Annotated in this window: 26 protein-coding genes; 16 read left to right on the forward strand and 10 right to left on the reverse strand. The window is 67.9% G+C overall.

Features of this window, described 5'->3' with window-relative positions; all coding sequences use genetic code 11:
- Positions 1-52: 52 nt before the first annotated feature.
- The 8 genes from SKC42_RS18225 (at position 53) to SKC42_RS18260 (ending at position 7,747) form a co-directional block, all read left to right on the forward strand.
- The gene (locus SKC42_RS18225) at positions 53-1,159 is read left to right on the forward strand and encodes an inositol-3-phosphate synthase (protein ID WP_330965668.1); all 1,107 of its coding nucleotides are present in this window, start codon (positions 53-55) and stop codon (positions 1,157-1,159) included.
- 134 nt (positions 1,160-1,293) lie between these two features.
- The gene (locus SKC42_RS18230; protein WP_330965669.1) at positions 1,294-2,199 is read left to right on the forward strand and encodes an alpha/beta fold hydrolase; all 906 of its coding nucleotides are present in this window, start codon (positions 1,294-1,296) and stop codon (positions 2,197-2,199) included.
- A gap of 15 nt (positions 2,200-2,214) precedes the next feature.
- The gene (locus SKC42_RS18235; RefSeq protein ID WP_330965670.1) at positions 2,215-3,009 is read left to right on the forward strand and encodes an LLM class F420-dependent oxidoreductase; all 795 of its coding nucleotides are present in this window, start codon (positions 2,215-2,217) and stop codon (positions 3,007-3,009) included.
- Between the two features lie 122 nt (positions 3,010-3,131).
- Positions 3,132-3,872: a GntR family transcriptional regulator gene (locus SKC42_RS18240; protein ID WP_330965671.1), complete on the forward strand. Its 741-nt coding sequence runs from the start codon at positions 3,132-3,134 to the stop codon at positions 3,870-3,872.
- Between the two features lie 48 nt (positions 3,873-3,920).
- Positions 3,921-5,726, forward strand: a complete 1,806-nt coding sequence (locus SKC42_RS18245) for an ABC transporter substrate-binding protein/permease (protein WP_330965672.1) — start codon at positions 3,921-3,923, stop codon at positions 5,724-5,726.
- On the forward strand, positions 5,723-6,472 hold the full coding sequence (locus tag SKC42_RS18250; protein ID WP_330965673.1) for an amino acid ABC transporter ATP-binding protein: 750 nt from the start codon (positions 5,723-5,725) through the stop codon (positions 6,470-6,472). The genes SKC42_RS18245 and SKC42_RS18250 overlap by 4 nt, the downstream gene beginning before the upstream one ends.
- Before the next feature lie 62 nt (positions 6,473-6,534).
- On the forward strand, positions 6,535-7,041 hold the full coding sequence (locus tag SKC42_RS18255) for a MarR family winged helix-turn-helix transcriptional regulator (RefSeq protein ID WP_330965674.1): 507 nt from the start codon (positions 6,535-6,537) through the stop codon (positions 7,039-7,041).
- Between the two features lie 37 nt (positions 7,042-7,078).
- A complete protein-coding gene (locus SKC42_RS18260; RefSeq protein ID WP_330965675.1) occupies positions 7,079-7,747 on the forward strand; it encodes an SDR family oxidoreductase in 669 nt (222 codons plus the stop codon).
- 10 nt (positions 7,748-7,757) lie between these two features.
- Here SKC42_RS18260 and leuS read toward each other — a convergent pair whose 3' ends face one another.
- Entirely contained in the window at positions 7,758-10,655 is a 2,898-nt protein-coding gene (gene leuS / locus SKC42_RS18265; RefSeq protein ID WP_330965676.1) for a leucine--tRNA ligase, read from the reverse strand.
- 186 nt (positions 10,656-10,841) lie between these two features.
- On the opposite strand from leuS, the gene SKC42_RS18270 reads away from it, so the two are divergent.
- Positions 10,842-11,915, forward strand: coding sequence for an LpqN/LpqT family lipoprotein (locus tag SKC42_RS18270; protein WP_330965677.1), 1,074 nt, complete (start codon positions 10,842-10,844; stop codon positions 11,913-11,915).
- Between the two features lie 66 nt (positions 11,916-11,981).
- Positions 11,982-12,314: a hypothetical protein gene (locus SKC42_RS18275; RefSeq protein WP_330965678.1), complete on the forward strand. Its 333-nt coding sequence runs from the start codon at positions 11,982-11,984 to the stop codon at positions 12,312-12,314.
- A gap of 3 nt (positions 12,315-12,317) precedes the next feature.
- Here SKC42_RS18275 and SKC42_RS18280 read toward each other — a convergent pair whose 3' ends face one another.
- Positions 12,318-12,926, reverse strand: a complete 609-nt coding sequence (locus SKC42_RS18280) for a YqgE/AlgH family protein (RefSeq protein WP_330965679.1) — start codon at positions 12,924-12,926, stop codon at positions 12,318-12,320.
- Positions 12,927-13,074: 148 nt separating this feature from the next.
- On the opposite strand from SKC42_RS18280, the gene SKC42_RS18285 reads away from it, so the two are divergent.
- Together SKC42_RS18285 and SKC42_RS18290 are read left to right on the forward strand one after the other, a co-directional pair.
- The gene (locus SKC42_RS18285; RefSeq protein WP_330965680.1) at positions 13,075-14,358 is read left to right on the forward strand and encodes an MFS transporter; all 1,284 of its coding nucleotides are present in this window, start codon (positions 13,075-13,077) and stop codon (positions 14,356-14,358) included.
- Positions 14,359-14,393: 35 nt separating this feature from the next.
- A complete protein-coding gene (locus SKC42_RS18290; protein WP_330965681.1) occupies positions 14,394-15,167 on the forward strand; it encodes a TIGR03084 family metal-binding protein in 774 nt (257 codons plus the stop codon).
- A 32-nt stretch (positions 15,168-15,199) separates the two neighbouring features.
- Here the strand turns inward: SKC42_RS18290 and SKC42_RS18295 are convergent, their stop codons facing one another.
- The 8 genes from SKC42_RS18295 to SKC42_RS18330 form a co-directional block, all read right to left on the reverse strand.
- Entirely contained in the window at positions 15,200-15,529 is a 330-nt protein-coding gene (locus SKC42_RS18295; RefSeq protein ID WP_330965705.1) for a DUF2710 family protein, read from the reverse strand.
- A gap of 47 nt (positions 15,530-15,576) precedes the next feature.
- A complete protein-coding gene (locus SKC42_RS18300) occupies positions 15,577-16,632 on the reverse strand; it encodes a DUF5632 domain-containing protein (protein ID WP_442932184.1) in 1,056 nt (351 codons plus the stop codon).
- A gap of 554 nt (positions 16,633-17,186) precedes the next feature.
- Positions 17,187-17,492, reverse strand: coding sequence for a DUF2694 family protein (locus SKC42_RS18305; protein ID WP_330965683.1), 306 nt, complete (start codon positions 17,490-17,492; stop codon positions 17,187-17,189).
- A complete protein-coding gene (locus tag SKC42_RS18310) occupies positions 17,489-17,806 on the reverse strand; it encodes an ESX-1 secretion-associated protein (protein ID WP_330965684.1) in 318 nt (105 codons plus the stop codon). The genes SKC42_RS18305 and SKC42_RS18310 overlap by 4 nt, the downstream gene beginning before the upstream one ends.
- Before the next feature lie 43 nt (positions 17,807-17,849).
- Positions 17,850-19,244 (reverse strand): DUF4226 domain-containing protein, encoded by a 1,395-nt coding sequence (locus SKC42_RS18315; RefSeq protein WP_330965685.1) that lies wholly within the window; start codon positions 19,242-19,244, stop codon positions 17,850-17,852.
- A gap of 116 nt (positions 19,245-19,360) precedes the next feature.
- Positions 19,361-19,720 (reverse strand): DUF4226 domain-containing protein, encoded by a 360-nt coding sequence (locus SKC42_RS18320; RefSeq protein ID WP_330965686.1) that lies wholly within the window; start codon positions 19,718-19,720, stop codon positions 19,361-19,363.
- Positions 19,717-20,466, reverse strand: coding sequence for a C40 family peptidase (locus SKC42_RS18325; RefSeq protein ID WP_330965706.1), 750 nt, complete (start codon positions 20,464-20,466; stop codon positions 19,717-19,719). Before SKC42_RS18325 ends, SKC42_RS18320 begins: the two co-directional genes overlap by 4 nt.
- Before the next feature lie 56 nt (positions 20,467-20,522).
- Positions 20,523-21,311, reverse strand: coding sequence for a helix-turn-helix domain-containing protein (locus tag SKC42_RS18330; protein WP_330965707.1), 789 nt, complete (start codon positions 21,309-21,311; stop codon positions 20,523-20,525).
- A 143-nt stretch (positions 21,312-21,454) separates the two neighbouring features.
- On the opposite strand from SKC42_RS18330, the gene SKC42_RS18335 reads away from it, so the two are divergent.
- The 4 genes from SKC42_RS18335 (at position 21,455) to SKC42_RS18350 (ending at position 24,679) form a co-directional block, all read left to right on the forward strand.
- Positions 21,455-21,871 carry a WhiB family transcriptional regulator gene (locus SKC42_RS18335; protein WP_330965687.1) on the forward strand — a complete coding sequence of 139 codons (417 nt, stop codon included), beginning with the start codon at positions 21,455-21,457 and terminating at the stop codon, positions 21,869-21,871.
- A 70-nt stretch (positions 21,872-21,941) separates the two neighbouring features.
- Positions 21,942-23,324: an acyl-CoA dehydrogenase family protein gene (locus SKC42_RS18340; RefSeq protein ID WP_330965688.1), complete on the forward strand. Its 1,383-nt coding sequence runs from the start codon at positions 21,942-21,944 to the stop codon at positions 23,322-23,324.
- Positions 23,325-23,379: 55 nt separating this feature from the next.
- Positions 23,380-24,363, forward strand: a complete 984-nt coding sequence (locus SKC42_RS18345) for a pirin family protein (protein WP_330965689.1) — start codon at positions 23,380-23,382, stop codon at positions 24,361-24,363.
- On the forward strand, positions 24,350-24,679 hold the full coding sequence (locus SKC42_RS18350) for a GNAT family N-acetyltransferase (protein WP_330965690.1): 330 nt from the start codon (positions 24,350-24,352) through the stop codon (positions 24,677-24,679). The genes SKC42_RS18345 and SKC42_RS18350 overlap by 14 nt, the downstream gene beginning before the upstream one ends.
- The last annotated feature ends 240 nt before the right edge of the window (positions 24,680-24,919 follow it).

A 24,919-nucleotide genomic window follows, 5' to 3' on the forward strand; every position in this document is an offset into this window, starting at 1 on the left:
ATCGACAGCCCGAACCGGGGGACTAGAGGTTATGAAGTTAGGAGAACGCCCTATGAGTGAGCAGCAGCCGCCGAAGGCGGAAGAGGCGCAGACGGAGGTTCGAGTCGCCATCGTCGGCGTCGGGAACTGCGCGTCATCGCTGGTTCAGGGCGTGCAGTATTACCAAGACGCGGACCATAACAGCACCGTGCCCGGGCTGATGCACGTGAAGTTCGGCCAGTACCACGTCCGGGACGTCAAGTTCGTGGCGGCCTTCGACGTGGACGCCAAGAAGGTCGGCTTCGACCTCTCCGAGGCGATCTTCGCGTCGGAGAACAACACGATCAAGATCGCCGACGTGCCGCCAACCGACGTGGTGGTGCAGCGCGGCCCGACCCTGGACGGCATCGGCAAGTACTACGCCGACACCATCGAGGTGTCCGACGCCGAGGCCGTCGACGTGGTCAAGGCGCTCAAGGACGCCAAGGTCGACGTGCTGGTGTCTTACCTTCCCGTCGGTTCGGAAGAGGCCGACAAGTTCTACGCCCAATGCGCCATCGACGCCGGCGTCGCGTTCGTCAACGCGCTGCCCGTGTTCATCGCGTCGGACCCGGTGTGGGCCAAGAAGTTCGCCGACGCGGGTGTGCCGATCGTCGGCGACGACATCAAGAGCCAGGTCGGCGCGACCATCACCCACCGGGTGATGGCCAAGCTCTTCGAGGACCGCGGCGTGCAGCTCGACCGCACCATGCAACTCAACGTGGGCGGCAACATGGACTTCCTCAACATGCTCGAGCGCGAGCGCCTCGAATCCAAGAAGATCTCCAAGACTCAAGCCGTCACGAGCAACCTGCAGCGCGAGTTCAAGACCAAGGACGTCCACATCGGGCCGTCCGACCACGTGGGCTGGCTCGACGACCGCAAGTGGGCGTACGTGCGCCTGGAGGGCCGCGCCTTCGGCGACGTCCCGCTCAACCTGGAATACAAGCTCGAGGTGTGGGACTCGCCGAACTCGGCGGGCGTCATCATCGACGCGGTCCGCGCGGCCAAGATCGCCAAGGACCGCGGCATAGGCGGCCCGGTGATCCCGGCGTCGGCCTACCTGATGAAGAGCCCGCCGCAACAGCTGCCCGACGATGTCGCGCGCGCTCAGCTGGAAGAGTTCATCATCGAGGGGTAGTTCCGCCTTCACCGAATGTGCGGTGGGGTCGCCAGTGCGATCTCGCCGCACATTCGTTTCTGGGATGTCTCGAAACCGGACCGGCCCTTTCCCGGGCCCGGGCCCGGTTCGTAGGGTCAGAGATCGTGACCGAGATGTCCGAAGACGAACTGACCGGGTTGTCCGAGTTCTCGCTGCTCCCGGAAAACGCCGAACAGGCCGGGGCCACGGGCCCACTGCCAAGCGTGGCAAGGGTCGAAGCGGGCGCGAACGAGAGCCGCATCAGCGCGCTGCGCTGGGGCACCACTCCCCCGAGGATCGTCTTCCTGCACGGCGGTGGCCAGAACGCCCACACCTGGGACACGGTGATCGTCGGCCTCGGCGAACCCGCCCTGGCCGTCGACCTGCCGGGCCACGGCCACTCGGCATGGCGCGAGGACGGCGACTATTCGCCCCGGCTCAACGCCGAGGCGGTGTTGCCCGCCCTGCGCGAACACGCGCCCCACGCCGAACTCGTGGTCGGCATGTCGCTGGGCGGGCTGACCGCCATCCGCCTGGGCGCCGCGGCGCCCCAGCTGGTGAACGAGCTCGTCCTCATCGACGTCACCCCCTCGGCGCTGCAACGGCACTCGGAAATGACCAAAGAGCAGCAGGGCACCGTCGCGTTGATGCACGGTGAGCGCGAATTCGAAAGCTTCCAGGCCATGCTGGACCTGACCGTCGCCGCGGCGCCCAACCGCGAGGTCAAGGCGCTGCGCCGGGGCGTGTTTCACAACTCGCGCCGGCTGGACAACGGCAACTGGACGTGGCGCTACGACGCCATCCGCACCTTCCCGGACTTCACCGGCCTATGGGACGACGTCGACGCGTTGTCGGCGCCCGTCACTCTGGTGCGCGGCGGCAATTCCGGCTTTGTCACCGACGAGGACGCCGCCGAACTCAGCAGGCGCGCAAGGCATTTCCGGCGCGCCCATGTCGTCGACGGCGCGGGACACTCGGTGCAGAGCGACCAGCCGCGGGCGCTGATCGGTCTGCTGCGCGAGGTGCTCGACGCGCGCTGAGCCTACGGTGGTCGTATGACTTCCGGCCTCCCCGCCCGACCCGTCCGGATCGGGGTGCAACTGCAGCCTCAGCACGCACCCGAGTACCGGCAGATCCGCGACGCCGTCCACCGCTGCGAGGACATCGGCGTGAACATCGCCTTCAACTGGGACCACTTCTTCCCGCTGTACGGCGATACAGACGGTGCGCACTTCGAGTGCTGGACGATGCTCGCGGCCTGGGCCGAGCAGACGTCGCGCATCGAGATCGGCGCCCTGGTGACCTGCAACTCCTACCGCAACCCGGAGCTGCTGGCCGACATGGCCCGCACTGTCGACCACATCTCGGGCGGCCGCCTCGTGCTGGGCATCGGATCGGGCTGGAAGCAGAGGGACTACGACGAGTACGGCTATGACTTCGGCACCGCAAGTAGCCGACTCGACGACCTTGCGGCAGCACTTCCCCGGATCGAGTCCCGGCTGGCCAAGCTGAATCCCGCGCCGACCCGCGACATTCCGGTGCTGATCGGCGGCGGCGGCGAGCGCAAGACGCTGCGGTTGGTCGCCCGGCACGCCGACATCTGGCACAGCTTCGCGTCGCCAGACGAGTACCCGGCCAAGTCGGAAGTTCTGCAACGGCACTGCTCCGACGTCGGGCGCAATCCCGCCGCCATCGAACACTCGGCAGCGGTTGAGGACGACGGCGGGCTGGTCGCCAACGCCCAAGCCCTCGTCGGTCTCGGGGTCACCTTGTTGACCGTCGCGTGCGACGGCCCCGGGTACGACCTGACCGCCGCGGAAACGCTGTGCAAGTGGCGCGATAGCCAGTAATCCCGATGGACCGCGTTCACCGCGGTTTCATCGGCCAAACACCTATGAGCACGCGCCAAGCCATGAGAAACTTCACAACGCCAGCTGGCCGCCGCTGGTGGGAAGAGGCTTGAGACAAGCAAATGCCGAAGAAATACGGGGTCAAAGAGAAGGACCTGGTAGTTTCGCACATCCTCCATCTGGTGTTGACCGGGAAGCTGCGCAGCGGTGATCGCGTCGACCGCAACGAGATCGCCGTCGGCCTGGGAGTTAGCCGCGTCCCGATCCAAGAGGCGCTGGTTCAGCTCGAGCACGACGGCATCGTGTCCACGCGCTACCACCGGGGTGCGTTCGTCGAGCGCTTCGACGAGGCCACCGTCCTCGAACATCACGAGCTGGACGGCATGCTCAACGGCATCGCGGCGGCGCGCGCGGCGACCAGCCCGACCCCTCGCATCCTCGGTCAACTGGATGCGCTCATGCGCGCGCTGCGCAGCGCAAAGGATTCCCGCACCTTCTCGGAGGCCGCGGCGGAATATCAGCGCACGCTGAACGAGGAATACGCGGGACCGCGCCTGCACGCGATGATCCGCGCCTCGCAAAACCTGATCCCGCGCGTCTTCTGGATGACCTACCAGGGCAGCCGCGACGACATCCTGCCGTTCTACGAGGACGAGACGGCCGCGATCCATCGGCATGATCCCGAAGCCGCGCGGGGCGCGTGCGTCGGGCGCTCCTATCTGATGGCCCAGACCATGCTCAGCGAACTGTTCCGGCGCCGGGTGTTCACCGCGCCGGACGACGCGAGCCGCGTCGTCTCCGCCCCGCTGGAGGTACGCACCGATACCGAGGTGGTGCGCACCGAGCCGTCGCTGGCGCTCTAAGCACGCTTTCGCGGGCCAAGCCGCCGGCCGGTCGATACGGTGGCACCAATGGAATTTCGCGTGGGCCGGCGCGCCGAGCGCCGCGGCAGGCTGCTGGGACTGACCGCGACCATCCTCATGGTGGGCGGCATGCTCGCCGCACCCGCGGCCGCCGACACGAATCAATGCGCTCCGGGCGGATTGGCCAGTGCGGTCGTCTTGCCCAAGGACCTGACCGAAAGCGATGCCAGGGGCGGCGAGGACGACCACACCACCGCGACCGTCGAGCCAATCGGTGCGGTCAACGTCGACGCGCTCGGCCTGGGCACACGGGGCGCCTTGACCGTGGGAACGCTCTCGGATGCCCCGCCCGACATCTGCATCAATCCCACCGGCGAATTCAGTGGTTTCGACAACCAGCTGCTGCGGGCGATCGCGCACAAGCTCGGCCTCCGGGTCCGCTTCGTGAGCACCGACTTCTCCGCGCTGCTAGCCCAAGTCGCGTCCCGCCGCTTCGACGTGGGCTCGGCGTCGGTGAAGGCGACCGACAAGCGCCGGCGCACCGTCGCGTTCACCAACGGATACGACTTCGGCTTCTACTCGCTCGTGGTGCCGCCCGGCTCAGCGATCCACAAGTTCAGTGACCTGGCCCCCGACCAACGCATCGGCGTGGTGCAAGGGACCGTCGAGGAGTCCTACGTCGTCGACACGCTGCACCTGCAGCCGGTGAAGTACCCCGGCTTCGCCACCCTCTACGCGAACCTCAAGACCCGCCAGATCGATGCGTGGGTGGCGCCCGGAACCCTCGCCGCCACCATCATCCGGCCCAACGATCCCGCGGTGGTCGTTGCGAACACCTTCAGCGCGGGCAATTTCGTGGCCTACGCGGTCGCTCCCGACAACCGGGCCCTGGTCGATGCCCTCAACTCCGGGCTCGACGCCGTCATCGCCGACGGAACGTGGGCCGACCTGTATTCGCAGTGGGTGCCGCGGACGCTGCCCCCCGGGTGGAAACCGGGTTCCAAGGCCGTGCCGGCGCCGACTTTGCCGGACTTCGCTGCGATCGTCGCAAGCCAGCATCGCAAGCCGGTCGGACCGCCCGCGCCGAGGTCCGCCCTGGCCCAGTTACGCGATTCGTTCTTCGACTGGGACATGTATCGACAGGCGGTACCGATCCTGTTGACCACCGGCCTGCCGAACACGTTGATACTCACGAACTGCGCCATCGTCATCGGCTTGGCGCTCGGGATGGTCCTTGCCATCGCCGGCATTTCGCACTCGCGGTGGCTGCGCTGGCCGGCTCGGATATACACCGACATCTTCCGCGGCCTGCCCGAGGTGGTGATCATCCTGATCATCGGCATGGGCGTGGGGCCGCTGGTGGGTGGGCTGACCAACAAGAATCCCTACCCTCTCGGAATAGCCGCGTTGGGGCTGATGGCCGCGGCTTACATCGGCGAAATCCTGCGCTCCGGAATACAAAGCGTCGACCCCGGACAACTGGAGGCTGCCCGAGCACTGGGGTTCAGCTACACGGCCGCGATGCGCCTGGTGGTGGTGCCACAGGGAATTCGACGCGTCCTTCCGGCACTGGTCAACCAGTTCATCGGGCTGTTGAAGGCGTCCGCGTTGGTCTACTTTCTGGGTTTGATCGCCGACCAGCGAGAGCTGTTTCAGGTAGGGCGCGACCTCAATGCACAGACCGGCAGCCTGTCGCCTCTGGTCGCCGCCGGACTGTTCTATCTGATATTGACCATCCCGTTAACACATTTCGTGAACTACATCGATGCCCGGCTTCGGCGCGGGCCGGGCACTACCGAGCCCGCGGAGCGCGCCGACATGCTCGCCCCCACTTTCGGTCAGGAGATCACGTGACAGCCGCCACTACCTGGCGCGCCCCAGTGTCGCTGGACGCCAGCGATATTCACCAAACCTTGGGCGGCAACAAGGTGCTGCGCGGGGTCGACCTCGAGGTGCCGGCGGGCAGCACCGTCGCAATCATCGGCCCTTCGGGTTCGGGCAAGTCGACACTCCTGCGCACCCTGAATCGACTCAACGAGCCGGACAGCGGAGACATCCTGCTGGACGGCCGGTCGGTGTTGCGTGACGATCCCGCGGAGCTCCGCCAGCGGATCGGCATGGTCTTCCAGCATTTCAACCTGTTCCCACATCTCAGCGTGCTCAAGAACGTGGCCATGGCGCCGCGCAAGCTGCGGCGCCTGGCGGCCGACGAAGCGCGCGACCTCGCGCTCGCGCAACTCGACCGAGTTGGCCTGAAACACAAGGCCGGTGCCCGACCCGGCACGCTGTCCGGCGGCCAACAGCAGCGGGTCGCGATCGCCCGCGCTCTCGCCATGGCGCCGCAGGTGATGTTCTTCGACGAGGCGACCTCGGCGCTGGATCCGGAGATGGTGAAGGGGATTCTGCAACTCATCGCCGACCTCGGCGCGGGCGGTATGACAATGCTCGTCGTCACGCACGAAATGGGTTTTGCCCGGTCGGCATCCGACACGGTCGTCTTCATGGACCACGGCAAGGTCGTGGAATCCGGGCCCCCGGAGCGGATATTCGACCACCCGCAGACCGAACGCCTGCAGCGGTTTCTGTCGCGGGTGCTTTGACCGCAGCGAGTCTGTCGATAGCTACCTTGTACCCGGTACATATCCGGTTAGACTGCCCGTTTATGGCGGACAGCGAATCGGCCTCGGGCGACGTCACCGAGCTTGCGGAAGGCTTGTACGGCGCGCTGTTCAAGTTGGCTTCGATCCTGCGGCGGGGCGATCCCACGGGGGCCGCCGCCGGAGATCTGACGCTGGCTCAGCTGTCGATTCTGGTCACCCTGCTCGACCAGGGTCCCATCCGGATGACGGACCTCGCGGCGCACGAACGGGTGCGCACCCCGACCACCACCGTGGCCATTCGCCGACTGGAGAAGATCGGCCTGGTGAAGCGCTCGCGCGACCCGTCCGACCTGCGCGCGGTGCTGGTCGACATCACGCCGCGGGGCCGTGCCGTGCACGGCGAATCGCTGGCGAGCCGCCGCGCCGCCCTGGCGGCCATGCTCAGCCAACTTCCCGCGTCCGACGTGGAGACGCTCAAAGAGGCGCTGGTACCACTGGAACGGCTCGCTTCTCGCGAGCCGACTCCGGGGCCCGTCGGTGACCCGCCCATCTGCAATGAAAGCGCCTAGCCGCCAACCGGATTGGTACCGCACGTAGGCTTCGGGCATGCCCACTGCACTCATCACCGGCGCCGGCGGCGGTATCGGTTCGGCCATCGCCGCGGCGCTGGCCCCCACGCACACCCTGCTGCTGGCCGGTCGGCCCTCTGAACGACTCGACGCCGTCGCCGAGCGCCTTGGCGCCACCACCTTCCCGCTGGACCTGACCGACGGCGACGACATCGAGACGGCCTGCGAGATCGTGGACGAACTCGACGTGTTGGTGCACAACGCGGGGGTGTCGATCCCTGGCCATGTCGCCGAATCGAGCATCGACCAGTGGCGAGCCACCTTCGCCGTCAACGTCTTTGGCGCCGTCGAACTTACGCTGACGCTGTTACCCGCGCTGCGCCGGGCCCGGGGCCATGTGGTGTTCATCAACTCCGGCGCGGGCCGCAAGGTCTCGCCCGGTATGGCCTCGTATGCCGCCAGCAAGTTCGCGCTGCGCGCCTTCGCCGATTCCCTGCGCGAGGACGAACCAGAGCTGCGGGTGACCACGGTCTATCCGGGCCGTACCGACAGCGACATGCAGCGCGAGCTGGTCGCGTTCGAAGGCGGCCAGTACGACCCCGCAAAAATCCTGCGGCCCGAGACGGTGGCCGGGGCCGTCACCTACGCGGTGACCGCGCCGCGCGACGGGCATGTCCACGAGGTGGTGCTGCGGCCCGCCCAGTGAACCAAAAGCGTCAGACCACGAGGTTGACCAGCCGGCCGGGCACCACGATCACCTTGCGCGGCGTCGCTCCGGCCAGGAATCCCTGGACCTTCTCGTCGGCAAGTGCCGTGGCTTTCAGCGTCTCCTGGTCGGCGTCGGCGGCGACCACCACGCGGCCGCGCACCTTGCCGTTGACCTGCACCGGATACTCGACGGTGTCGTCGACAAGGTAGGCGGGATCCGCGACCGGGAACGGGCCGTGCGCCAATGACCTGGGGTGACCGAGGCGGAACCACAGTTCTTCCGCCAGATGCGGGGCCAGCGGCGCCAGCATCAATACCAACGGCTCGACCGCCGCGCGGGGCATCGCTTCGCGGTGCTCCTTGGTGAGGAAATTGGTGTATTCGATCAGCTTGGCGGTCGCGGTGTTGTTGCGCAGCGCGACATAGTCTTCCGTGACACCGGCGATGGTGCGGTGCAGCGCCCGCAAGGTGGCCGCACCCAGCTCCTCCCCGTCGGCCACCCTGATGTCGCCGGTCTGCTCATCGACAACCAGCCGCCACACCCGCTGCAGGAAGCGGTGGGCTCCCACGACGTCCTTGGTGGCCCACGGCCGGGATGCTTCGAGCGGGCCCATCGACATCTCGTACACGCGCAGCGTGTCCGCGCCGTATTCGTCGCAGATCTCGTCCGGCGATATCGAATTCTTCAGGCTCTTGCCAATCTTCCCGAACTCCTGGAACACCTCGATGTCGCCGTCGGCGGCGGGATAGAAGAAGCGGTCGCCACGTTCGACCACTTGGTCGGCAGGCACGTAGGAACCTCGGGCGTCGGTGTAGGCGAAGGCCTGTATGTAACCCTGGTTGATCAGCCTGCGGTACGGCTCGCGAGAACTGACGTGGCCCAGATCGTAAAGGACCTTGTGCCAGAACCGCGCGTACAGCAGGTGCAGAACGGCGTGCTCGGCCCCACCGACATAGAGGTCGACGCCACCGGGATCGCGCGGACCGTGCTCGGCCGGCCGCGGACCCATCCAGTACGCTTCGTTCTCCTTGGCGCAGAACCGTTCCGAGTTGTGCGGGTCGGTATACCGCAGCTCGTACCAGGAGCTGCCCGCCCATTGCGGCATCACGTTCGTATCGCGGGCATAGGGCTTCAACCCGTCGCCCAGATCCAGCTCCACGTGCACCCAATCGGTGGCCTTGGCCAGCGGTGGCGATGGCTCGCTGTCGGCGTCGTCGGGATCGAAGAGCACCGGTGAGTAGTCCGGCACGTCGGGCAACTCGACCGGCAATGCGGCCTCATCGAGCGCGTGCGCGCGCCCGTCCTCGCCGTAGACGATCGGGAACGGCTCGCCCCAATATCGCTGGCGGGCGAAAAGCCAGTCCCGCAACTTGAATTCGATGCGCGCCCGGCCGCGACCGTCAGCCTCCAGGCGCTCGGTGATGGCGGCCTTGGCCGATGCCACATCCATTCCGTCGAGGTATCCGGAGTTGACAAGAACACCGTCACCGGTATGCGCGGAGTCCGAAACATCGCCCCCTGCAATGACTTCCACTACCGGCAGGCCGAACTCACGGGCGAAATCCCAGTCCCGCTGGTCGTGGCCGGGGACCGCCATGATCGCACCGGTGCCGTAACCGGCCAACACATAGTCCGCGATGAAGACCGGCACCCGCTCACCGTTGGCGGGGTTGGTCGCGTAGTTACCCAGGAAGACCCCCGTCTTGTCCTTGCTCTCCTGACGCTCGAGGTCCGACTTCGCGGCGATCGCCCGGCGGTAGGCCGCGACCGCCTCCCCCGGCGTGGCCGCGCCGTACGTCCAGCGCGGATCGGTGCCCTCCGGCCACACGTCCGCCACCAGACCGTCGACCAGCTCGTGCTCGGGCGCCAGCACCAGGTACGTCGCGCCGAACAGCGTGTCGGGCCGCGTGGTGAACACCTCGACGTCCCCGTCGAAACGGTTCCCGGTCGCCGCGAACAGCGCCTGCACGCCCGTGGAACGGCCGATCCAGTTGCGCTGCATGGTCTTCACCTGGTCGGGCCAGTCCAGCACGTCCAAATCGTCGAGGAGGCGGTCGGCGTAGGCCGTGATGCGCATCATCCACTGCCGCAAACGTTTCCGGAACACCGGGAAGTTGCCGCGGTCACTGCGCCCGTCGGAGGTGACCTCTTCGTTGGCCAGCACCGTTCCCAGCCCGGGGCACCAGTTCACCATCGAGTCCGCCCGGTAGACCAGCCGGAAGCCGTCGACCACGTCGGCCCGCTCCCCCGCCGAAAGCCCGGCCCAGTCGCGTCCGTCGTCGAGACGGCGCTCGCCGGAGTCGAATTCGGCCACCAGCTCGGCGATCGGACGCGCCTTCTTGGCCGCGGTGTCGAACCAGGCGTTGTAGATCTGCAGGAAGATCCACTGCGTCCACTTGTAGAAGTCGACGTCGGTGGTGGAGAAGCTGCGCCGGCTGTCGTGGCCAAGACCCAGGCGTCCCAGTTGCCGCCGAAAATTGACCACGTTGGCCTCGGTCCTGGTCCGTGGGTGCGTGCCGGTCTGGACCGCGTATTGTTCGGCGGGCAGCCCGAAGGCATCAAAACCCAACGCGTGCAGGACGTTGTGACCGGTCATGCGGAAATAGCGGGCGTACACGTCGGTGGCGATGTAGCCCAGCGGGTGGCCGACATGCAATCCGTCGCCCGACGGGTAGGGAAACATGTCCTGCACGAACAGCTTGTCCGCGGGCACCGGGGTCCCGTCAGGCGGTGCCAGGTCGCCGACCGGGTTCGGCACGTTGAACGTCCCGAGCTTCGCCCAGTTCTCCTGCCAGGCGCTTTCGATGCGGCCCGCCAGGGACGCCGCGTAGCGATACGTCGGCGCATCGGCATCCGTCTGGGCGTCGGGGCTGCTCTCGGGCGCGGTGGTCGGGGAGTCGGTCACCTGAACAGGGTATAAGGGCCGACACGACGGGGCCGCCGGCCACAGGTTGATATCGGTTCCGTCGCGCACGGATCAGGGGTTCATCCCAGCTCGATTTCGGGCCTGTTCACCCCCTTTGACCACTGGTTACAGTCGGCCTCTAACCATGGGTGCTGGTACCCCCGGCAACTGGAAGGACCGACGGAGATGATTCAGACCGCCCGCGCTTTACGGGTATTCGCAGGAGGTCTCGCCGCTGGCGCAATCGGTGTCACGGTCCTCGCCGGTGCCACCGCATCGGCCGACCCCGTGATGCCGGCACCACCGGTGCCCGCACCCCCCGCCATGCCGGCCCCGCAGAACGTCGCCGCCGTTCCCGGGCAAGTTCCCAATAGGCTCCTCGCCGCCCCTCCGGCGGCCAACCCGTTCGCCCCGCCCGTCCTTGCCACGGCCCCCGGTGCGGCCGGGACTGCCGCAGCTCCCCCCGGGCCTTCGGGACCGCCGGCCGTCACCCCGGCGACCGCCGGGACGCTTCGTGAATTCCTGCAGTCGAAGGGCGTCAAGCTCGAGGCGCAGAAGCCGCAGGGATTCAATGCGCTCGACATCACGCTGCCGGTGCCTCCTCGCTGGACCCAGGTGCCAGACCCCAACGTGCCGGACGCGTTCGCGGTGATCGCCGACCGGCAGGGCAGCAGCATCTACAGTTCGAACGCGCAGATCGTTGTGTACAAGCTGGTGGGCAATTTCGATCCCAAGGAGGCGATCACCCACGGCTTCGTCGACAGCCAGAAGCTGCCGGCATGGCAGACCACCAACGCGTCGGTGGCGGATTTCGGCGGCTTCCCGTCGTCGGTGATCGAGGGTACGTGCCGCGATGGGGACATGACGCTCAACACCTCGCGCCGCCACGTCATCGCGTCATCCGGGCGCGACAAGTACCTGGTGTCGATGTCGGTGACGACCGACCGTGCCGTCGCCGTCGCCGACGCGCCGGCCACCGACGCGATCGTCAACGGCTTCCGGATCACCGCGCCCGGTGGTGCCGCTCCCGCACCCGTTGTGACCGCACCCGCGCCCGCCCAGGCTCCCGCGGCAACCGCGGTCGGACTCCCCGCGCAGGCTCCGGCGCGGGCACCGATCGCGCCAGTGCCGGCTGCGTCCCCGGTCAGCCTGCCGGCGGCAGCACCGGTGCCCGTCCAGCCGGCGGCGCCGCAGCCCAACCTTTTGGCGATGGTGCCCGGCCTGCCCCCGCTCCCGAACTTTTCGTTTCTCCAGCACTGAGCGGCGGCACGCGAAACCCCCGGAGCCAGCCGAGCGAAGCGGTGGGCGGGCTCGTATTGTGGGCGCATGCTGATTGCGGGCGTGCTATGTGTGTGTGCAGCGGTGGCCTCCGCCGGGTTTGGGACGTGGTCGCTCTCACATAACCGGACGCAGCTGGCGCTGCGTGCGATGGCGCCCGCACAATTCGCGGCAGCGGTGATGCTGGCCGCCGGCGGCGTGGTGGCGCTGGCCGCGTCCCCGAAGACCGCTCTGGTGGTGCTGATCGTCTGCGTGGCCGGCTCGTTAGGCACCTTGGCCGCCGGTTCCTATCAGACCGCGCGCTTCGCGGTCCAGCGGGAAGCGGCTGAACCACCCAGTTGCGGCGGCCAATGCGTGGGCTGCACCCGGGTCTGCAGCTGATTCCTAGTTCCGGCTGACGTCGATCGGGTGGGTCGCCAGCATCGAAAGCGGTAGCGGCTGGCGGCGCAGCACCTGACTCCAGAGGTCGGATCTCGGACCGACCAAGACGTCAGAAGGCAACGCGGACAACACGATCCAATCGTCGCGCTCGATCTCTCCCTCCAGCTGGCCGATGGTCCAGCCGGAGTATCCCGCAAAGATGCGCACTCCCTCGACCAGCGGCGCGATGGCATCGGGGTCGGCGTCCAGATCGACCATGACCACCCGCCCGGAAACATGCCGCAGCCCCGGCACCTCCTGTGGATCCGCGCCGACCCGCAACGTCGCCAGACACAGTGCCGCGTCGCGCTTGACCGGCCCCCCGATGAACATCGTCTTCGGCTTGGCCGTCAGTTTTGCCCACTGCGGCAGCACGTTGTACACCGCAGTCTCGCTGGCCCGGTTGAGCACGACACCCAACGTGCCGCCGTCGTTGTGCTCGACGATGTAGATGACGCTGCGCCGGAACGTCGGCTCGAGCAAATCGGTGTTGGCAATCAGCAACGTTCCCGCACGCACCCGCTGCGCGGCGGGTGCGACGTAGTCCTCTGGATCCTCCGGCGGCGGCACCACACCATCATCGCACCTCCGCGCCGTCGCCCCGGGGCAATCGAGCATAGCCCGCGAATATTTGTACTGTGGACGGGCGGCGTCGACCTCGACCGCGGGCTCAGCGCGCCTACCCCCAATCCTGGAAGTCGGTTCTGTGATTCAACCCCGGATGAACTCGGGCGCAGCCGCGGACCTCTGGCGGTCCGTGCGCGGTTTGCCGGACTTCTGGCGATTGCTCCAGGTGCGCATGGCGAGTCAGTTCGGCGACGGCCTCTTCCAGGCCGGCCTGGCCGGCGCGTTGCTCTTCAACCCGGACCGAGCCGCGGACGCCACGTCCATTGCGCGGGCGTTTACGGTGCTTTTCTTGCCATACTCGCTTCTGGGCCCGTTCGCCGGTGCGCTGATGGATCGTTGGGATCGGCGGCTCGTGCTCGTCGGCGCCAACGTGGGGCGGCTGATCCTCATCGCGGTCATCGGCACCATCCTGGCGCTGCGCGCCGGTGACATGCCGCTGCTGTTCGCGGCGTTGATCGCCAACGGGTTGGCGCGATTCGTCGCGTCGGGTCTGTCGGCGTCGCTGCCGCATGTGGTTCCGCGCGAACAGGTGGTGACGATGAACTCGGTCGCCACGGCGTCGGGCGCGGTCGGCGCCTTCCTGGGGGCCAACTTCATGCTCGTCCCGCGGTTCATCGTCGGCGCTGGCGACGGGGGAGCCTCGGTGGTCATCTTCATCACCGCGCTTCCGGTGTCCATCGCGCTGCTGCTGTCCTGGCGGTTCCGCCCGCGCGCCCTAGGACCCGACAACACCAAGCGCGCGATCCACGGGCCAGTCATTTACGCGGTCATCACCGGCTGGCTGCACGGCGCACGGACGGTGGCCCAGCGACCGACCGTCGCCGCGACCCTTTCCGGTTTGGCCGCGCACCGGATGGTGGTCGGCATCAACTCGCTGCTCATGCTGTTATTGGTCCACCACATGGCGGCCCCCGCGACCGGGGGCTTCGGCATCGCGCTGCTGTTCTTCGCGGTGTCGGGGCTGGGGGCATTCCTGGCCAACGTGCTCACGCCGTTGGCGGTGCGCCGGTGGGGACGTTACGCGGCCGCGAACGGCGCGTTGGCCGTGTCCGCGGTCATTCAGCTTCCCGCCGCCACGCTGCTCATTCCGATCATGGTGGTATCCGGCTTCCTGCTGGGCATCTCCGGTCAAATGGTCAAGCTGTGCGCCGACTCGGCGATGCAGATGGACGTCGACGACGCCCTTCGCGGGCACGTGTTCGCGGTCCAGGACGCGCTCTTCTGGGTGGCATTCATCTTCGCGATCACTATCGCCGCGACCTTGATTCCGGAAGACGGGCGCGCGCCGGTCTTCCTCATGGTCGGTTCGCTGCTATATCTCGTCGGGCTTGCCATGCACAGCGTCATCGGCCGCCGTCAGCCGGCAGACACTGGTTAAAGTACGTTTCTGGTTCTCGACTTTCGGAGGTGGTGATGGCCGGTTCCGCGCCCATCGTGGCCGATCTGCGTGCCGAAAGCGACGATCTCGACGCGCTCGTCGCGGCGCTTCCCGCGCACCGATGGGCCGATCCCACTCCCGCCACCGGCTGGACCATCGCCCATCAGATCGGCCACCTCCTGTGGACCGACCGGGTGGCCTTGACCGCGGTGACGGACGAGGCGGGGTTCGGTGAGGCGCTGCAGGCCGCCGCCGCCGACCCGGCCGGGTTTGTCGATGCCGGGGCGGCGGATTCGGCGGCGCTACCGCCAGCCGAGCTGCTCGCCGAATGGCGGGTCACCCGCAGCCGGCTGCACGAGGCGTTGCTGGCGGTGCCGGACGGTCGCAAACTGCCGTGGTTCGGGCCGCCGATGAGCGCGGCGTCCATGGCGACGGCGCGGTTGATGGAGACCTGGGCGCATGGGCTGGACGTCGCCGACGCCCTGGGCGTCAAACGCCCGGCCACCGAGCGTCTGCGTTCGATCGCGCATCTGGGGGTGCGGACCCGCGATTACGCGTTCTTCGTCAATGATCTGACACCGCCGGCCGAGGAGTTTCGGATTGAACTGCGCGGCCCCGGCGGGGACGTGTGGAGCTGGGGGCCGCCGGACGCCGCCCAGCGGGTCACCGGGTCCGCCGAAGATTTCTGCTACCTGGTCACGCAGCGGCGACCGCTCAGTGCGCTCGACATCGCCGCGCGCGGTCCCGATGCTCAGCGTTGGCTGGAGATCGCGCAGGCCTTCGCGGGGCCTCCCGGCGCCGGTCGATGAGCGCGCCCGCGCGCGACGAGAGCCGCGCGCGCTCAGTGCAGGGGACCGTCGTACATAGCCTTGTGCTCGGCTTCGGCTTCCTCACGCAGGGCGGTGATCGCGAGGTTCAACCGGTCGGCCAATTCCCCGTGGGCGTATCCGGTCATCACGCCGGGGTGCAGGACAAGTTCTAGCAGTCGGCCGTCGGCGTTGGCGACGGCGTAGACGTCCCCGAGGTCGACGCTGTAGGTGACGGCCTCGGCCTGCGCGACAAGTGCTTCCCACTTGTCGGCGGCTTCGCTCAGTTCGCGGAGGACGGATTCGACGAGGGCTTTGTCGCTGAGCTGCTCGCGACCGCCGGACCCCGACACGACGACAAGTATCGTCGGCCCGTTCGACTAGCGTCAATTCATCGGCGCGGAGCCATCGCTCAGGCAGCTGACGCGGCCTCGAGGGTCTGAAACCACTGGAGGTGATAATTCGCGGACGTGAGGTCTCCCACGACGAAGGCTTCGGTGGCGGCCAACAGCAAACAGTTGAGCAGAAGCGCGGGATCGGCGTGGGGAGACTGGGCGAGCAACTGATAGCGGGCGGTGTCGAGATGCACCCGCAAGACGTCCACTTCCTGGTCGGCGATCCGGGTGCCCGCCGCGACGGTGCTCGCCATCGCGTACGCGATGCGCGGCAACCCCTCGCGCCGGCGGGTGGCCGTGCGCAGGGCCCCGCCGAGGCAGTCGATCTCGGGCAACTCCCGCGGTTGAAGCGACGCCTCCAGGGCAGGCGGGCCCGCGGAGCGGCGCAGCGAATCGCCGGGCACATACCTCGCGACCCGGGTCGTCTCGCCGATCATCTCTGGTGCCTTCCCGCCGCGTCTGCCGGGTTCCACGAGACGCACACCCGCAGGAAGCGAAATCCCTGGCGGTATCCACCCATGCGCGAGATCGGTGGCGACGACGGTCGTGCCGTCGGCGCGCTCACCGACCGCCCAGTTCAGCCGCGGCTCCTGTCGCACGACGAATTCGAGGAATCGGTTGAGGCGGTCGACGTCCGAATCCCGGTCCGGTATGGGCTCCGGTGCTGGGGGCTCATCTTCCGCCGCCACCGGCTCGACGGCGCGGTGGCGACCACTATCCGTGACCTCGGGGCGCAGCTCCGCCACCGCCTCGGGCGGCGCAGGGGCCGCGGGCGGTGAATCGGTGACGGCGGGCGTCAGCCGGGTTGCGTCGAGCGGCGGGTCGCTCACCGGTGTGGGCTCGGTCTTACCGCGGCCGGGTTCCGCGACCCGCCGACGCCGCTCGGGCGCGGGCGTGGGAGGCGCGGCCGCCGTGGCCTCAGCGACCCCGATCGCGGGAATGACTTGCGTCGCTTCGTGACCGAGCTCGATATGCCGTCGACCGCCGAGGTCCACCCGGGCCCTGATGGCTTCGAGTTGGCGAACCGTCGACTCGACTCGCCGCACCGCCTGTGCGCGGCCCTCGTCGATCACCCGAGCCTCTTCTGCCTCCTTTGATGGGCCCGTCAACCCCGACCGCCTGATGACCTTCACCTCATCGTTGGCTCTTCTGGCAATCCGCTCCAGGTCATCCCTCAAATAGGTTGCAAGAGGCGCGGTTTCGGGATCCACCGTCGACAATTCGACGGGCCAGAGGCCGCCCGTCACCCAGGGGGTGCAATCGACCGCAGAGCTGAAGGCCGGAATCGACAGTGATTCCCGGGTAGCTCTCCGGAGGCGCTGGCGCGCCGTTATCCGACCGAAGATCGCCACCGGCTAAGCCTACCGGCACTACCGGGGGGTCTTGCCAGTCAGTGAATTGTGCGGCTCCCACGGCATGGGTAAGTTGTGGCCATGGCTGATTCTGCGCTGCAGCAGCAACTCGACGAAGTGCGCGGGTTATTGGCCCGCGCGCGAGAGTTGTTCGGTCCCAACCCCGTAGCGCCACCTACCGATATCGTCCCCGATCCCGGTGCGGCCAAGATTTGGCTCCGGTAAGACGGCGCTGTACATAGCTTCAAGAATTGGCGGGATCAACGGTCCGAGCCCTAGTCTGGCCGCCGGCGCAGTTTGTGGGCCAGCAACTTCTCGATCGCTGTATCGAGATCCCCGGGAGTCGGGACTTCGGCGGACGGGGTGTGCCCGGCGGCGACGATTTCTTCGCGCACTTCCAGCAGAGCTTTGAGACAGGAGACGTCCGCGGTCAACAGGATGCCCCGCGCCAACGTCTCGGCATCGGTTTCCATCGCCTCCTCGGTCAACGCGACGCTGTGCATGTATCCGCCGCGGCAGGAGCGGACGAGGATGTGCCCACTCGGGTGAACGGTGTCGAAAGCGGGGTTGGCGTCGGTCATCGACCGCTGTCGACGATGCCCCGGAAGTGCCGTGCGGCGTCCTGCTCGTGCTCCTCCCAGATCGCCGCCGAGGCGACCAGCTTGTCGGCCACATCGGCGTGGTCATCGGCCTGCTGCTCGTAGCAATCCCGCCGCAGTTCCAGCAGTTCGCGCCCCGCCTCGCGGAGCTCACCGAAGATCGGCCCGAGCGAATCCAGGCTCTCCTGGATCGCGGCGTGCGAGGACGGAACGGTGCGCAGGTAATCCGAGGTCTCCCGGTGGTGGGCAGCGGCGTCACGCAACTGCGCGGGCACCACGCGAATCGAATCTGCCATCTGCTGTCTCCTGTCATCTGCCGGCGGACGGACCGGGGATTTCCTATTGTGCGGTGGCCGGCGCGGACGCCGGCCGGGTGGGTGCCGGTGTGTCGGGCGTGGCCGGCGCCGCTGCGGCGGCGGCCACCGCCGGCGGATGTTCCCAGCCTAAGAAGCTCGGCCCGTTCATGGTGGCGATGTGCTGAATCTGGCCGTCCAAGAGGGCCTTACCCGCGCTGAGCGCGAGGGCGTGCCGGTCGACGAAGATGCCGATGTCTCCCGGCGCCAACCGCTGCGGATCAACCGGGTCGGTGACGGCCGTGCCGGGAGGCGGAATGGTGATTCCCTGCTGGCGGAACGCATCTGCGATCGGGACGCCGCCGACGGCGGCCTTGATCGCCGCGGCCAGCTGCGGATTGGCTGCGGTCACGGTCTCTCCGTCGGGCAAGGTGATGGCGGTGGGGCCGGACGGAGGGGCGTCGCCGGCCTGCGTCTCGTTCGCGCCGGGGTCGTCACGCTCGTCACTCGGGTCGCGATCGCCGGGCTCCCGCGAGGCCTCGTCGTCCAACTTCCGTCGCGGCGGATCGCTTCTCGCGCCGTCCGGCAGGGCAGGAAGCGGCAATCCCAAACCGGGGCCGCCGGCAGTGCCCAGTCCGGGGAGCGGCCCCGAACCGAAACCGGCGGGCACTGCGGGGACGGGCGGCGGGGCGGCCGACGTCGGCACCGGGCCGGGCGCATCCCGAGTTGGCGGATCCGGATCGCCGGCCACCACCGGGTCGAGCGACGGATCCCATCCGGGATCCATGTCATCCGGCGGCGGCGGGTCGGCGGGGTCGGACGAGACCCGCGGCTGCTCACCGCCCTCGAGCTTGCTTCGCGACACGTCATAGAGCGACGTCCAGGCGGCCATCAGCGCGGACTTCGATGTGTCGTCGAGACTCGCGTCGAGGACCACGGCGCGAATGTCCCTGAGTTTGCCGATGAGGAACCTTTGGAAGTCGCGCGCTCCGGCCGGGGTATCCAGATCGGATCGCGACCGTACGGCCGCCTCCGTTTCTCGCTGCAGCCTAGTGAGCGCCTCCCGCCCTTCGACGCTCTTGAGGTGCGCGTTGAGAATTGCGGTGATCACCTGCATGTCGAGCTGAGAGCTCGTCGAATTCTGTTGTGCGAGTGCTGCTTCGGCGCGAGCGATCGCATCCGCCGCTTCGCCCTGCTCCTGGTCCGCGGGAGGCGGAGCCGGGGGCCCGGTGGGCGGAGCGCCCGCCGCCGCGGCGCCGAAGAGGTCCGGGTGTTGCGCGCGGATCTTGCTCAAAATCGCCTCGAGCCGCTCGGAGCCCGTGGCGGGGTTGACGACGGCCGTCACCTCGTCGGGGGTGAGACCCGCCTGCCACGCGTTCGCATCACCGGTGCGGTCGCGGATGGACGCGACCGCGGCGAGTAGTTCGTCGTGGACCGACATCGGCTAGGCGGAACGCGCTGCAGCCGGCTGCGGGATGAGTGACGACCCCTCCATGCCGCGCGACAGTACCCAGCTCGGTTCGGGCCGACAATTCACCGCGATCGCCCTGTGGACGGCTATTCGCCGTATTGGGCCCGGAGGTTCTCCAGTGCGGACTTCTTCTCGCGTCCCAGGTCGCGGGCACCGGCCACGACCGCCAGGATATCGCGCTGCTTGGCAAGCAGGAACCGCTGAAATTCCCTGGCCCCCAACGGCGTATCGATGGATAAGTCCGCTTGGTGGGAAACGGCGCGATCGATTTCTTCGGCAATCGCATCGAGCCGTCGCAGGGCGTCATGCGCGGCGGAGTGTGCGGTCGCCAAGACCTCGGTCAGGGCGCGATCCGCGTCGGCGGCCGTCTCGTGTTGGTCCGCGAGCCGGGCCTGCCGCGTTTGGAGGGCCTCCATCGAGGGCCCGGACTGCCCCGCGCCCGTCATGTCGGACGCCGAATCGCAACGGCGCCGCCCAGCCGGCTGATCCGCACGGAGGCGCCCGGATAGGGCGCTTCCACCACCAGATTGTTGCCGATCGCCAGCTGGACGTGCCCGGCGTGCGGGAAGACGAGATCGCCGGCCTGCACCTGCGAACGCGGAACCACGACTCCGTCGTTGATCTGTTGGTAGGTAGTGCGATCCAGGCGCACTCCGGCCTGCGCATAGGACCACTGCACCAGCCCGGAGCAGTCGAACCGGTCGGGCCCCGTCGCGCCCCAGACATAGGGGCGTCCCAGCCGGGACAATGCGGCGCGCACCGCTATCGCCGCGCGCCCGGTCGGCGAGGCCTGGCCGCGCCGGTGCATCCAATAACGCAGCGCCCGCACCGCCGCGGCGTGCCGGCGAGCCTGCGATCGGGCCGCAAGTACGTGCGCGCGTTGGGCGTGCAACCGGGCCGCGCGACGGCGCATCGCTTCTCGTTCTGCCAGCGGCGACAACGGGGGAGCGGTGGCATCCGCGCGGGCCTCGTCGAGCACGGCCTTGGTGAGAGCAGCGGCCCGTGCCCGGTCCCGATGGGCACGGGCGATGACGTCGGCGGCCGCCTCGTCCGTGCGCGCCGCCAACAGGAGGCGATGCCGGCCGATTTCGACGCGGGCCCGATAGCCCGCTGGCGCAACGGGATCGAGGTCGGTCGCCCGGCGCAACGGACTGCCATCGTGTTCGGTCCCCGCGCCCATCGCGGTCGGCATGGCCGTTCCGGCGAAGAGCTGGTGGGCGCGATTCAAGATCTCGATGTCGGTTGCCACTACCGCGCCCCCTCGCCGTCGACCCCGTCCCGGGTGGCCGTCTTCGGTGACCCGACCGCCTCGGCGAAGGCGCGCACGCGAGGGAGTGCGCCCGTCGGGATGACCCCGGTGTTGCGGATCTCCCAAACGTCGTCGGGGCCGACGCCGACGAGGGCCGCGATGACCGTCTCGGGAAGAGCCGACTGCGCGCAGGCCCGGTCGAAGCGCGCACTCAAGCTGGTGGGCATCCTCTCGAGCAGCGTCTGGCGGGTTGCCTCGAGCTCACGCAAGTGCCCCATCAGCCGGCCCGTCGCGTCACCGCCAGCATTGACGGCCACCCGCCATGAGCTGGCCGCGAGCATCTCCGCCTTCACGCACTGCGTGATCACGGACTGAATATACGTCTCATATTCGTTTGATGTTGTCGCGGGAAGCCGATCGATTACAGATTTGAGGGCCTCGATCTGCGCCTCGGCGTAACCCTCCAGCACTTCGGTGTCGCTGTGACGATCGACGACGACGGGTCCAGCACGTCTCTCCGGCGGGGCGGCGGGTGACTGGACGGCGAGCAGCCGCGCCAACTCGGCCTCGGGATCGGCGGCGACGAGCAGGCGAGAGTAGGTGCCCGGGGGGAGTCCCAGCCCGTTTTCGACCTTTTGAACTGTGCTTTTGTGGGGTTTTCGGGCGCCGCGCTCCAGGAAGCTGAGTCCCATGATGCTGACGCCCGTCGCGGCGGCGAGTTCCGCAAGCGACCAGTCACGTGACTCGCGGAGGGCGCGGATGGCCGCACCGGCGGATTCACGGCTCACCGCACGCTCCGGCCATAGCCGGATACTACACAGCTCGACAGTCACGCCATCGTTTATACGTTTTTGTCTCGTTTCTCTTGCGTGGCGCCGTCGCATATGTATACGCTTTTGGCTACGTTTCACGCCAGACGAGGAGACCGACAATGGGACATCCCTGCGCGACCAACCCGGAACTTTGGTTCGGCTACCCGGACGACGATGACGCCGACGGCGCGGCGAAGGCCCGCGCTTACGAGCGGTCGGCCACCGAGGCGCGGATCCAGTGCCTGCGCCGTTGCCCGCTGGCCCAACAGCGTCGTTGTGCCGAGCACGCAATCGCCCACCGCGAGGAGTACGGCGTCTGGGCGGGCGTCAAACTGCCCGGCGGTCAGTACCGCAAACGCGACCAGCTGGCCCAAGCCCACGACGTCCTGCGCCGCATCGCCGCGGGCGAGATCAACTCGCGGCAACTGCCCGAGAACGCGGCCCTGCTGACGCGGCACGAACACGACACCATCCCCGTGCCCGCCGTGGTGTTGCACCTCCCGGCCGCGCAGATCGGACCGCGCTCGGCGGCCTAGTTTGCTGGCTGTGCCGACGGGGTAGACGGGCTCGGCAAGCACTGAGTCCGTCGACGAAGAAGGCGCGCCGATGACGTTCGACCTGACCCCGACGGTGGCGCAACACGACCTGGCCCGTCGCACGCACGAGTTCGCCGAATCGGTGATCCGCCCGGTCGCCCTCGAGTACGACCAGCGACAAGAATTCCCGTGGCCGGTGCTTGAGGAGGCGGCTCGGCGCGGCTTCTACAGCCCCCTCTTCTACCGGGACTTGATCGGTGATCCGACCGGAATATCGCTGCCGATGTTTATGGAGGAGTTGTTCTGGGGCTGCGCGGGGATCGGTTTGGCTATCGTCATGCCGGCGCTGGCGTTGTCGGCGATCGGTCAGGCGGCGTCACCCGAGCAGATGTTGCAGTGGGCACCCGAGTGTTTCGGCACTCCAGGGGATCTCAAGCTCGCGGCGCTGGCGATCTCCGAGCCCGAGGGCGGCAGCGACGTACGCAACTTGCGCACGCATGCCCGTCGTGACGGTGACGACTGGATCATCGACGGCCACAAGATGTGGATCGGCAACGGCGGGATCGCCAACGTGCACGTCGTCAACGCGGTGGTCGACGAGGAACTCGGGCATCGCGGCCAGGCGTTGTTCGTCGTCCCCGGCGGGACGCCCGGGCTGAAACTGGTGCGCAAGCTCGACAAGCTCGGCTGCCGGGCATCGCACACCGCCGAGCTGCTGTTCGAGGGGGTGCGGGTTCCCGGAGAGAATTTACTCGGGGGGCAGGAGAAGCTCGAGCATAAGCTCGCGAAGGCGCGTGAAGTGGTCGCGGGCGCGAAGCGTTCCGGCTCCGCGACGCTGGGCACCTTCGAACAGACCCGGCCGATGGTGGCCGCTCAAGCGATCGGCATCGCCCGCGCCGCCCTCGAGTACGCAACGGCTTACGCGACCGAACGGGAGGCTTTCGGCGGACCGATCATCAACAACCAGGGCATCGCTTTCCCATTGGCGGAGCTGGCCACCCAGATCGACGCAGCGCGGCTGCTCACCTGGCGTGCCTCGTGGATGGCGGCCAACAACGTACCGTTCGAGCGCGGCGAGGGCTCGATGTCGAAAGTGGCCGCGAGCGAGGTGGCCGTCAAGGCGACCAAGCGGGCCATTCAGACGATGGGCGGCTGGGGTTACATCACCGATCACCCGGTGGAGAAGTGGTACCGGGACGCCAAGTTGTACACGATCTTCGAGGGCACCAGCGAGATCCAGCGGATGGTCATCGCCAACGCGCTCGGTGCCGCCGTGGACACCCCGCCGTTACACGTGGTGCTCGAGCCGTCCGGCGGACCGTTGAACCGGATGTTCGGTCGAGGAACGCCGCTGCGGTCCCGCGCCGCCGACGCCGCACTGGCGGCCAAGGACCGCGTTCCCGAACCGGTCATCCGGCTCGCGATGAGGGCGCTGCAGCCCCCGCGCAAGTAACGGGGCCCCGGTACGGTCGAGGAATCGGCGCGCCCCCGACGACGAAGGGTGGACGATGAGCAACCTTGACGCCGCACCGGTCGAGATCGACTGCCGGCCATCCCCGATGGTGGCCACCGAGGTGATCCATCCGCGCGAGGTCCCTTTGGGTGGGCCTCGCGCCATGCGGGTGCGGCGAACGCTTCCGCAGCGGCAGCGTTCGCTGATCGGCGCGTGGTGTTTCATCGACCATTACGGTCCGGCGCCGGTGCGAATGGACGTCCCGCCGCATCCGCACACCGGACTACAAACGGTCAGTTGGTTGTTCGGTGGGGAGGTGGAGCACAATGACAGCGCCGGCGTGCGGGCCGCGATCCGCCCCGGCGAACTGAACCTGATGACGGCGGGTGCCGGCATCTGCCATTCCGAGGTGTCCTCCGCGTCGCCCGCAACATTGCACGGCGTGCAGCTGTGGATCGCGCTGCCTGACTCCGACCGCGATACGGGCCGCGACTTCGCGCACTACGCGCCCCCCAGGACGTCGTTTCCGGGCGCCACGGCGCGTGTCTTTCTCGGCGAGCTCGGCGGCAGCCGTTCGCCCGTGGCCACGTTCACGCCGTTGCTGGGCGCGCAGCTCGACCTGGACCCCGGTGCCGAGCTGGACATCCAAGTCGATCCGGCGTTCGAGCACGGCGTGCTCTGCGACTCGGGCCAGGTCCAGGTCGGCGAAATCGCCCTGGCGGCCGCCGACCTCGCCTATCAGAAGCCCGGCCGGTCCTCGCTGCATCTGCGCAACGCGGGGAATGCGCCGGCGCGGGCGCTGCTGCTCGGCGGCACCCCGTTCACCGAAGAGCTGGTGATGTGGTGGAACTTCGTTGGACGAAGCCACGACGACATCGTCGGCGACCGCCAATCGTGGGAGGACGGCGACGACCGCTTCGGCGCCGTGCACGGCTACCGGGGTTCGCTCACCCGGTTGCCCGCCCCGCCGCTGCCGACCACACGGTTGCGTCCCAGACCGACATCGCAAAGAGAGGAGACCGCAGATGGCCACCGATAAGACCGGCGCAGAGACGACCGTCAGCCTCGAGGAGGGCAGGTACACCATTGCCGTGGAAGGCAAGCAGGTGGGCCTCGCCGAGTTCGCGGACCGCGACAACCAGCGCGTCTTCTTCCACACCGAAATCGATCCGGCCTACGGCGGGCGCGGCTTGGCGACCATCCTGGTCGAGGAGGCGCTCACCGAGGCGCGCGACGAGGGCAAACGCATTGTTCCCGTGTGCTCGATGATCGGCACGGTGCTCAAGAAGCACCCCGAATTCGACGACATCACCGATTCGGTCACGCCGGACATCGTGCGTTGGGTGCACCCCTAGTGTCGTGAGTCATTGGTTCGGGTGCAGCCTTCGCTCCTGTCTCCGAGCGTGGGCCCTATGGAGGAAAGGTGTTGGAAATGTGTACTTTTCCCCCACGTTCGACGTGTTCACAGCGGGATGCACGGCCGAACATGCTGGTGCACTACCCAGGTTCAATAGGTCGTCGCAACACCGGCTGATTGAAGCGATAGTAGATGGTCGTTGAGGGCTTCAGCCGGTGTTCTCCAGTTCAGTGTCTTG

This window comes from Mycobacterium sp. 050134, assembly GCF_036409085.1.
GTDB lineage: Bacteria > Actinomycetota > Actinomycetes > Mycobacteriales > Mycobacteriaceae > Mycobacterium.

Bases quoted from the DNA above. Each gene is read 5' to 3' on its own strand.
- SKC42_RS18225 (WP_330965668.1), top strand. From the start codon at position 53: ATGAGTGAGCAGCAGCCGCCGAAGGCGGAAGAGGCGCAGACGGAGGTT.
- SKC42_RS18230 (WP_330965669.1), top strand. From the start codon at position 1,294: ATGTCCGAAGACGAACTGACCGGGTTGTCCGAGTTCTCGCTGCTCCCG.
- SKC42_RS18235 (WP_330965670.1), top strand. From the start codon at position 2,215: ATGACTTCCGGCCTCCCCGCCCGACCCGTCCGGATCGGGGTGCAACTG.
- SKC42_RS18240 (WP_330965671.1), top strand. From the start codon at position 3,132: ATGCCGAAGAAATACGGGGTCAAAGAGAAGGACCTGGTAGTTTCGCAC.
- SKC42_RS18245 (WP_330965672.1), top strand. From the start codon at position 3,921: ATGGAATTTCGCGTGGGCCGGCGCGCCGAGCGCCGCGGCAGGCTGCTG.
- SKC42_RS18255 (WP_330965674.1), top strand. From the start codon at position 6,535: ATGGCGGACAGCGAATCGGCCTCGGGCGACGTCACCGAGCTTGCGGAA.
- SKC42_RS18260 (WP_330965675.1), top strand. From the start codon at position 7,079: ATGCCCACTGCACTCATCACCGGCGCCGGCGGCGGTATCGGTTCGGCC.
- SKC42_RS18270 (WP_330965677.1), top strand. From the start codon at position 10,842: ATGATTCAGACCGCCCGCGCTTTACGGGTATTCGCAGGAGGTCTCGCC.
- SKC42_RS18275 (WP_330965678.1), top strand. From the start codon at position 11,982: ATGCTGATTGCGGGCGTGCTATGTGTGTGTGCAGCGGTGGCCTCCGCC.
- SKC42_RS18285 (WP_330965680.1), top strand. From the start codon at position 13,075: ATGAACTCGGGCGCAGCCGCGGACCTCTGGCGGTCCGTGCGCGGTTTG.
- SKC42_RS18290 (WP_330965681.1), top strand. From the start codon at position 14,394: ATGGCCGGTTCCGCGCCCATCGTGGCCGATCTGCGTGCCGAAAGCGAC.
- SKC42_RS18305 (WP_330965683.1), bottom strand. From the start codon at position 17,492: ATGACCGACGCCAACCCCGCTTTCGACACCGTTCACCCGAGTGGGCAC.
- SKC42_RS18310 (WP_330965684.1), bottom strand. From the start codon at position 17,806: ATGGCAGATTCGATTCGCGTGGTGCCCGCGCAGTTGCGTGACGCCGCT.
- SKC42_RS18315 (WP_330965685.1), bottom strand. From the start codon at position 19,244: ATGTCGGTCCACGACGAACTACTCGCCGCGGTCGCGTCCATCCGCGAC.
- SKC42_RS18320 (WP_330965686.1), bottom strand. From the start codon at position 19,720: ATGACGGGCGCGGGGCAGTCCGGGCCCTCGATGGAGGCCCTCCAAACG.
- SKC42_RS18325 (WP_330965706.1), bottom strand. From the start codon at position 20,466: ATGCCGACCGCGATGGGCGCGGGGACCGAACACGATGGCAGTCCGTTG.
- SKC42_RS18335 (WP_330965687.1), top strand. From the start codon at position 21,455: ATGGGACATCCCTGCGCGACCAACCCGGAACTTTGGTTCGGCTACCCG.
- SKC42_RS18340 (WP_330965688.1), top strand. From the start codon at position 21,942: ATGACGTTCGACCTGACCCCGACGGTGGCGCAACACGACCTGGCCCGT.
- SKC42_RS18345 (WP_330965689.1), top strand. From the start codon at position 23,380: ATGAGCAACCTTGACGCCGCACCGGTCGAGATCGACTGCCGGCCATCC.
- SKC42_RS18350 (WP_330965690.1), top strand. From the start codon at position 24,350: ATGGCCACCGATAAGACCGGCGCAGAGACGACCGTCAGCCTCGAGGAG.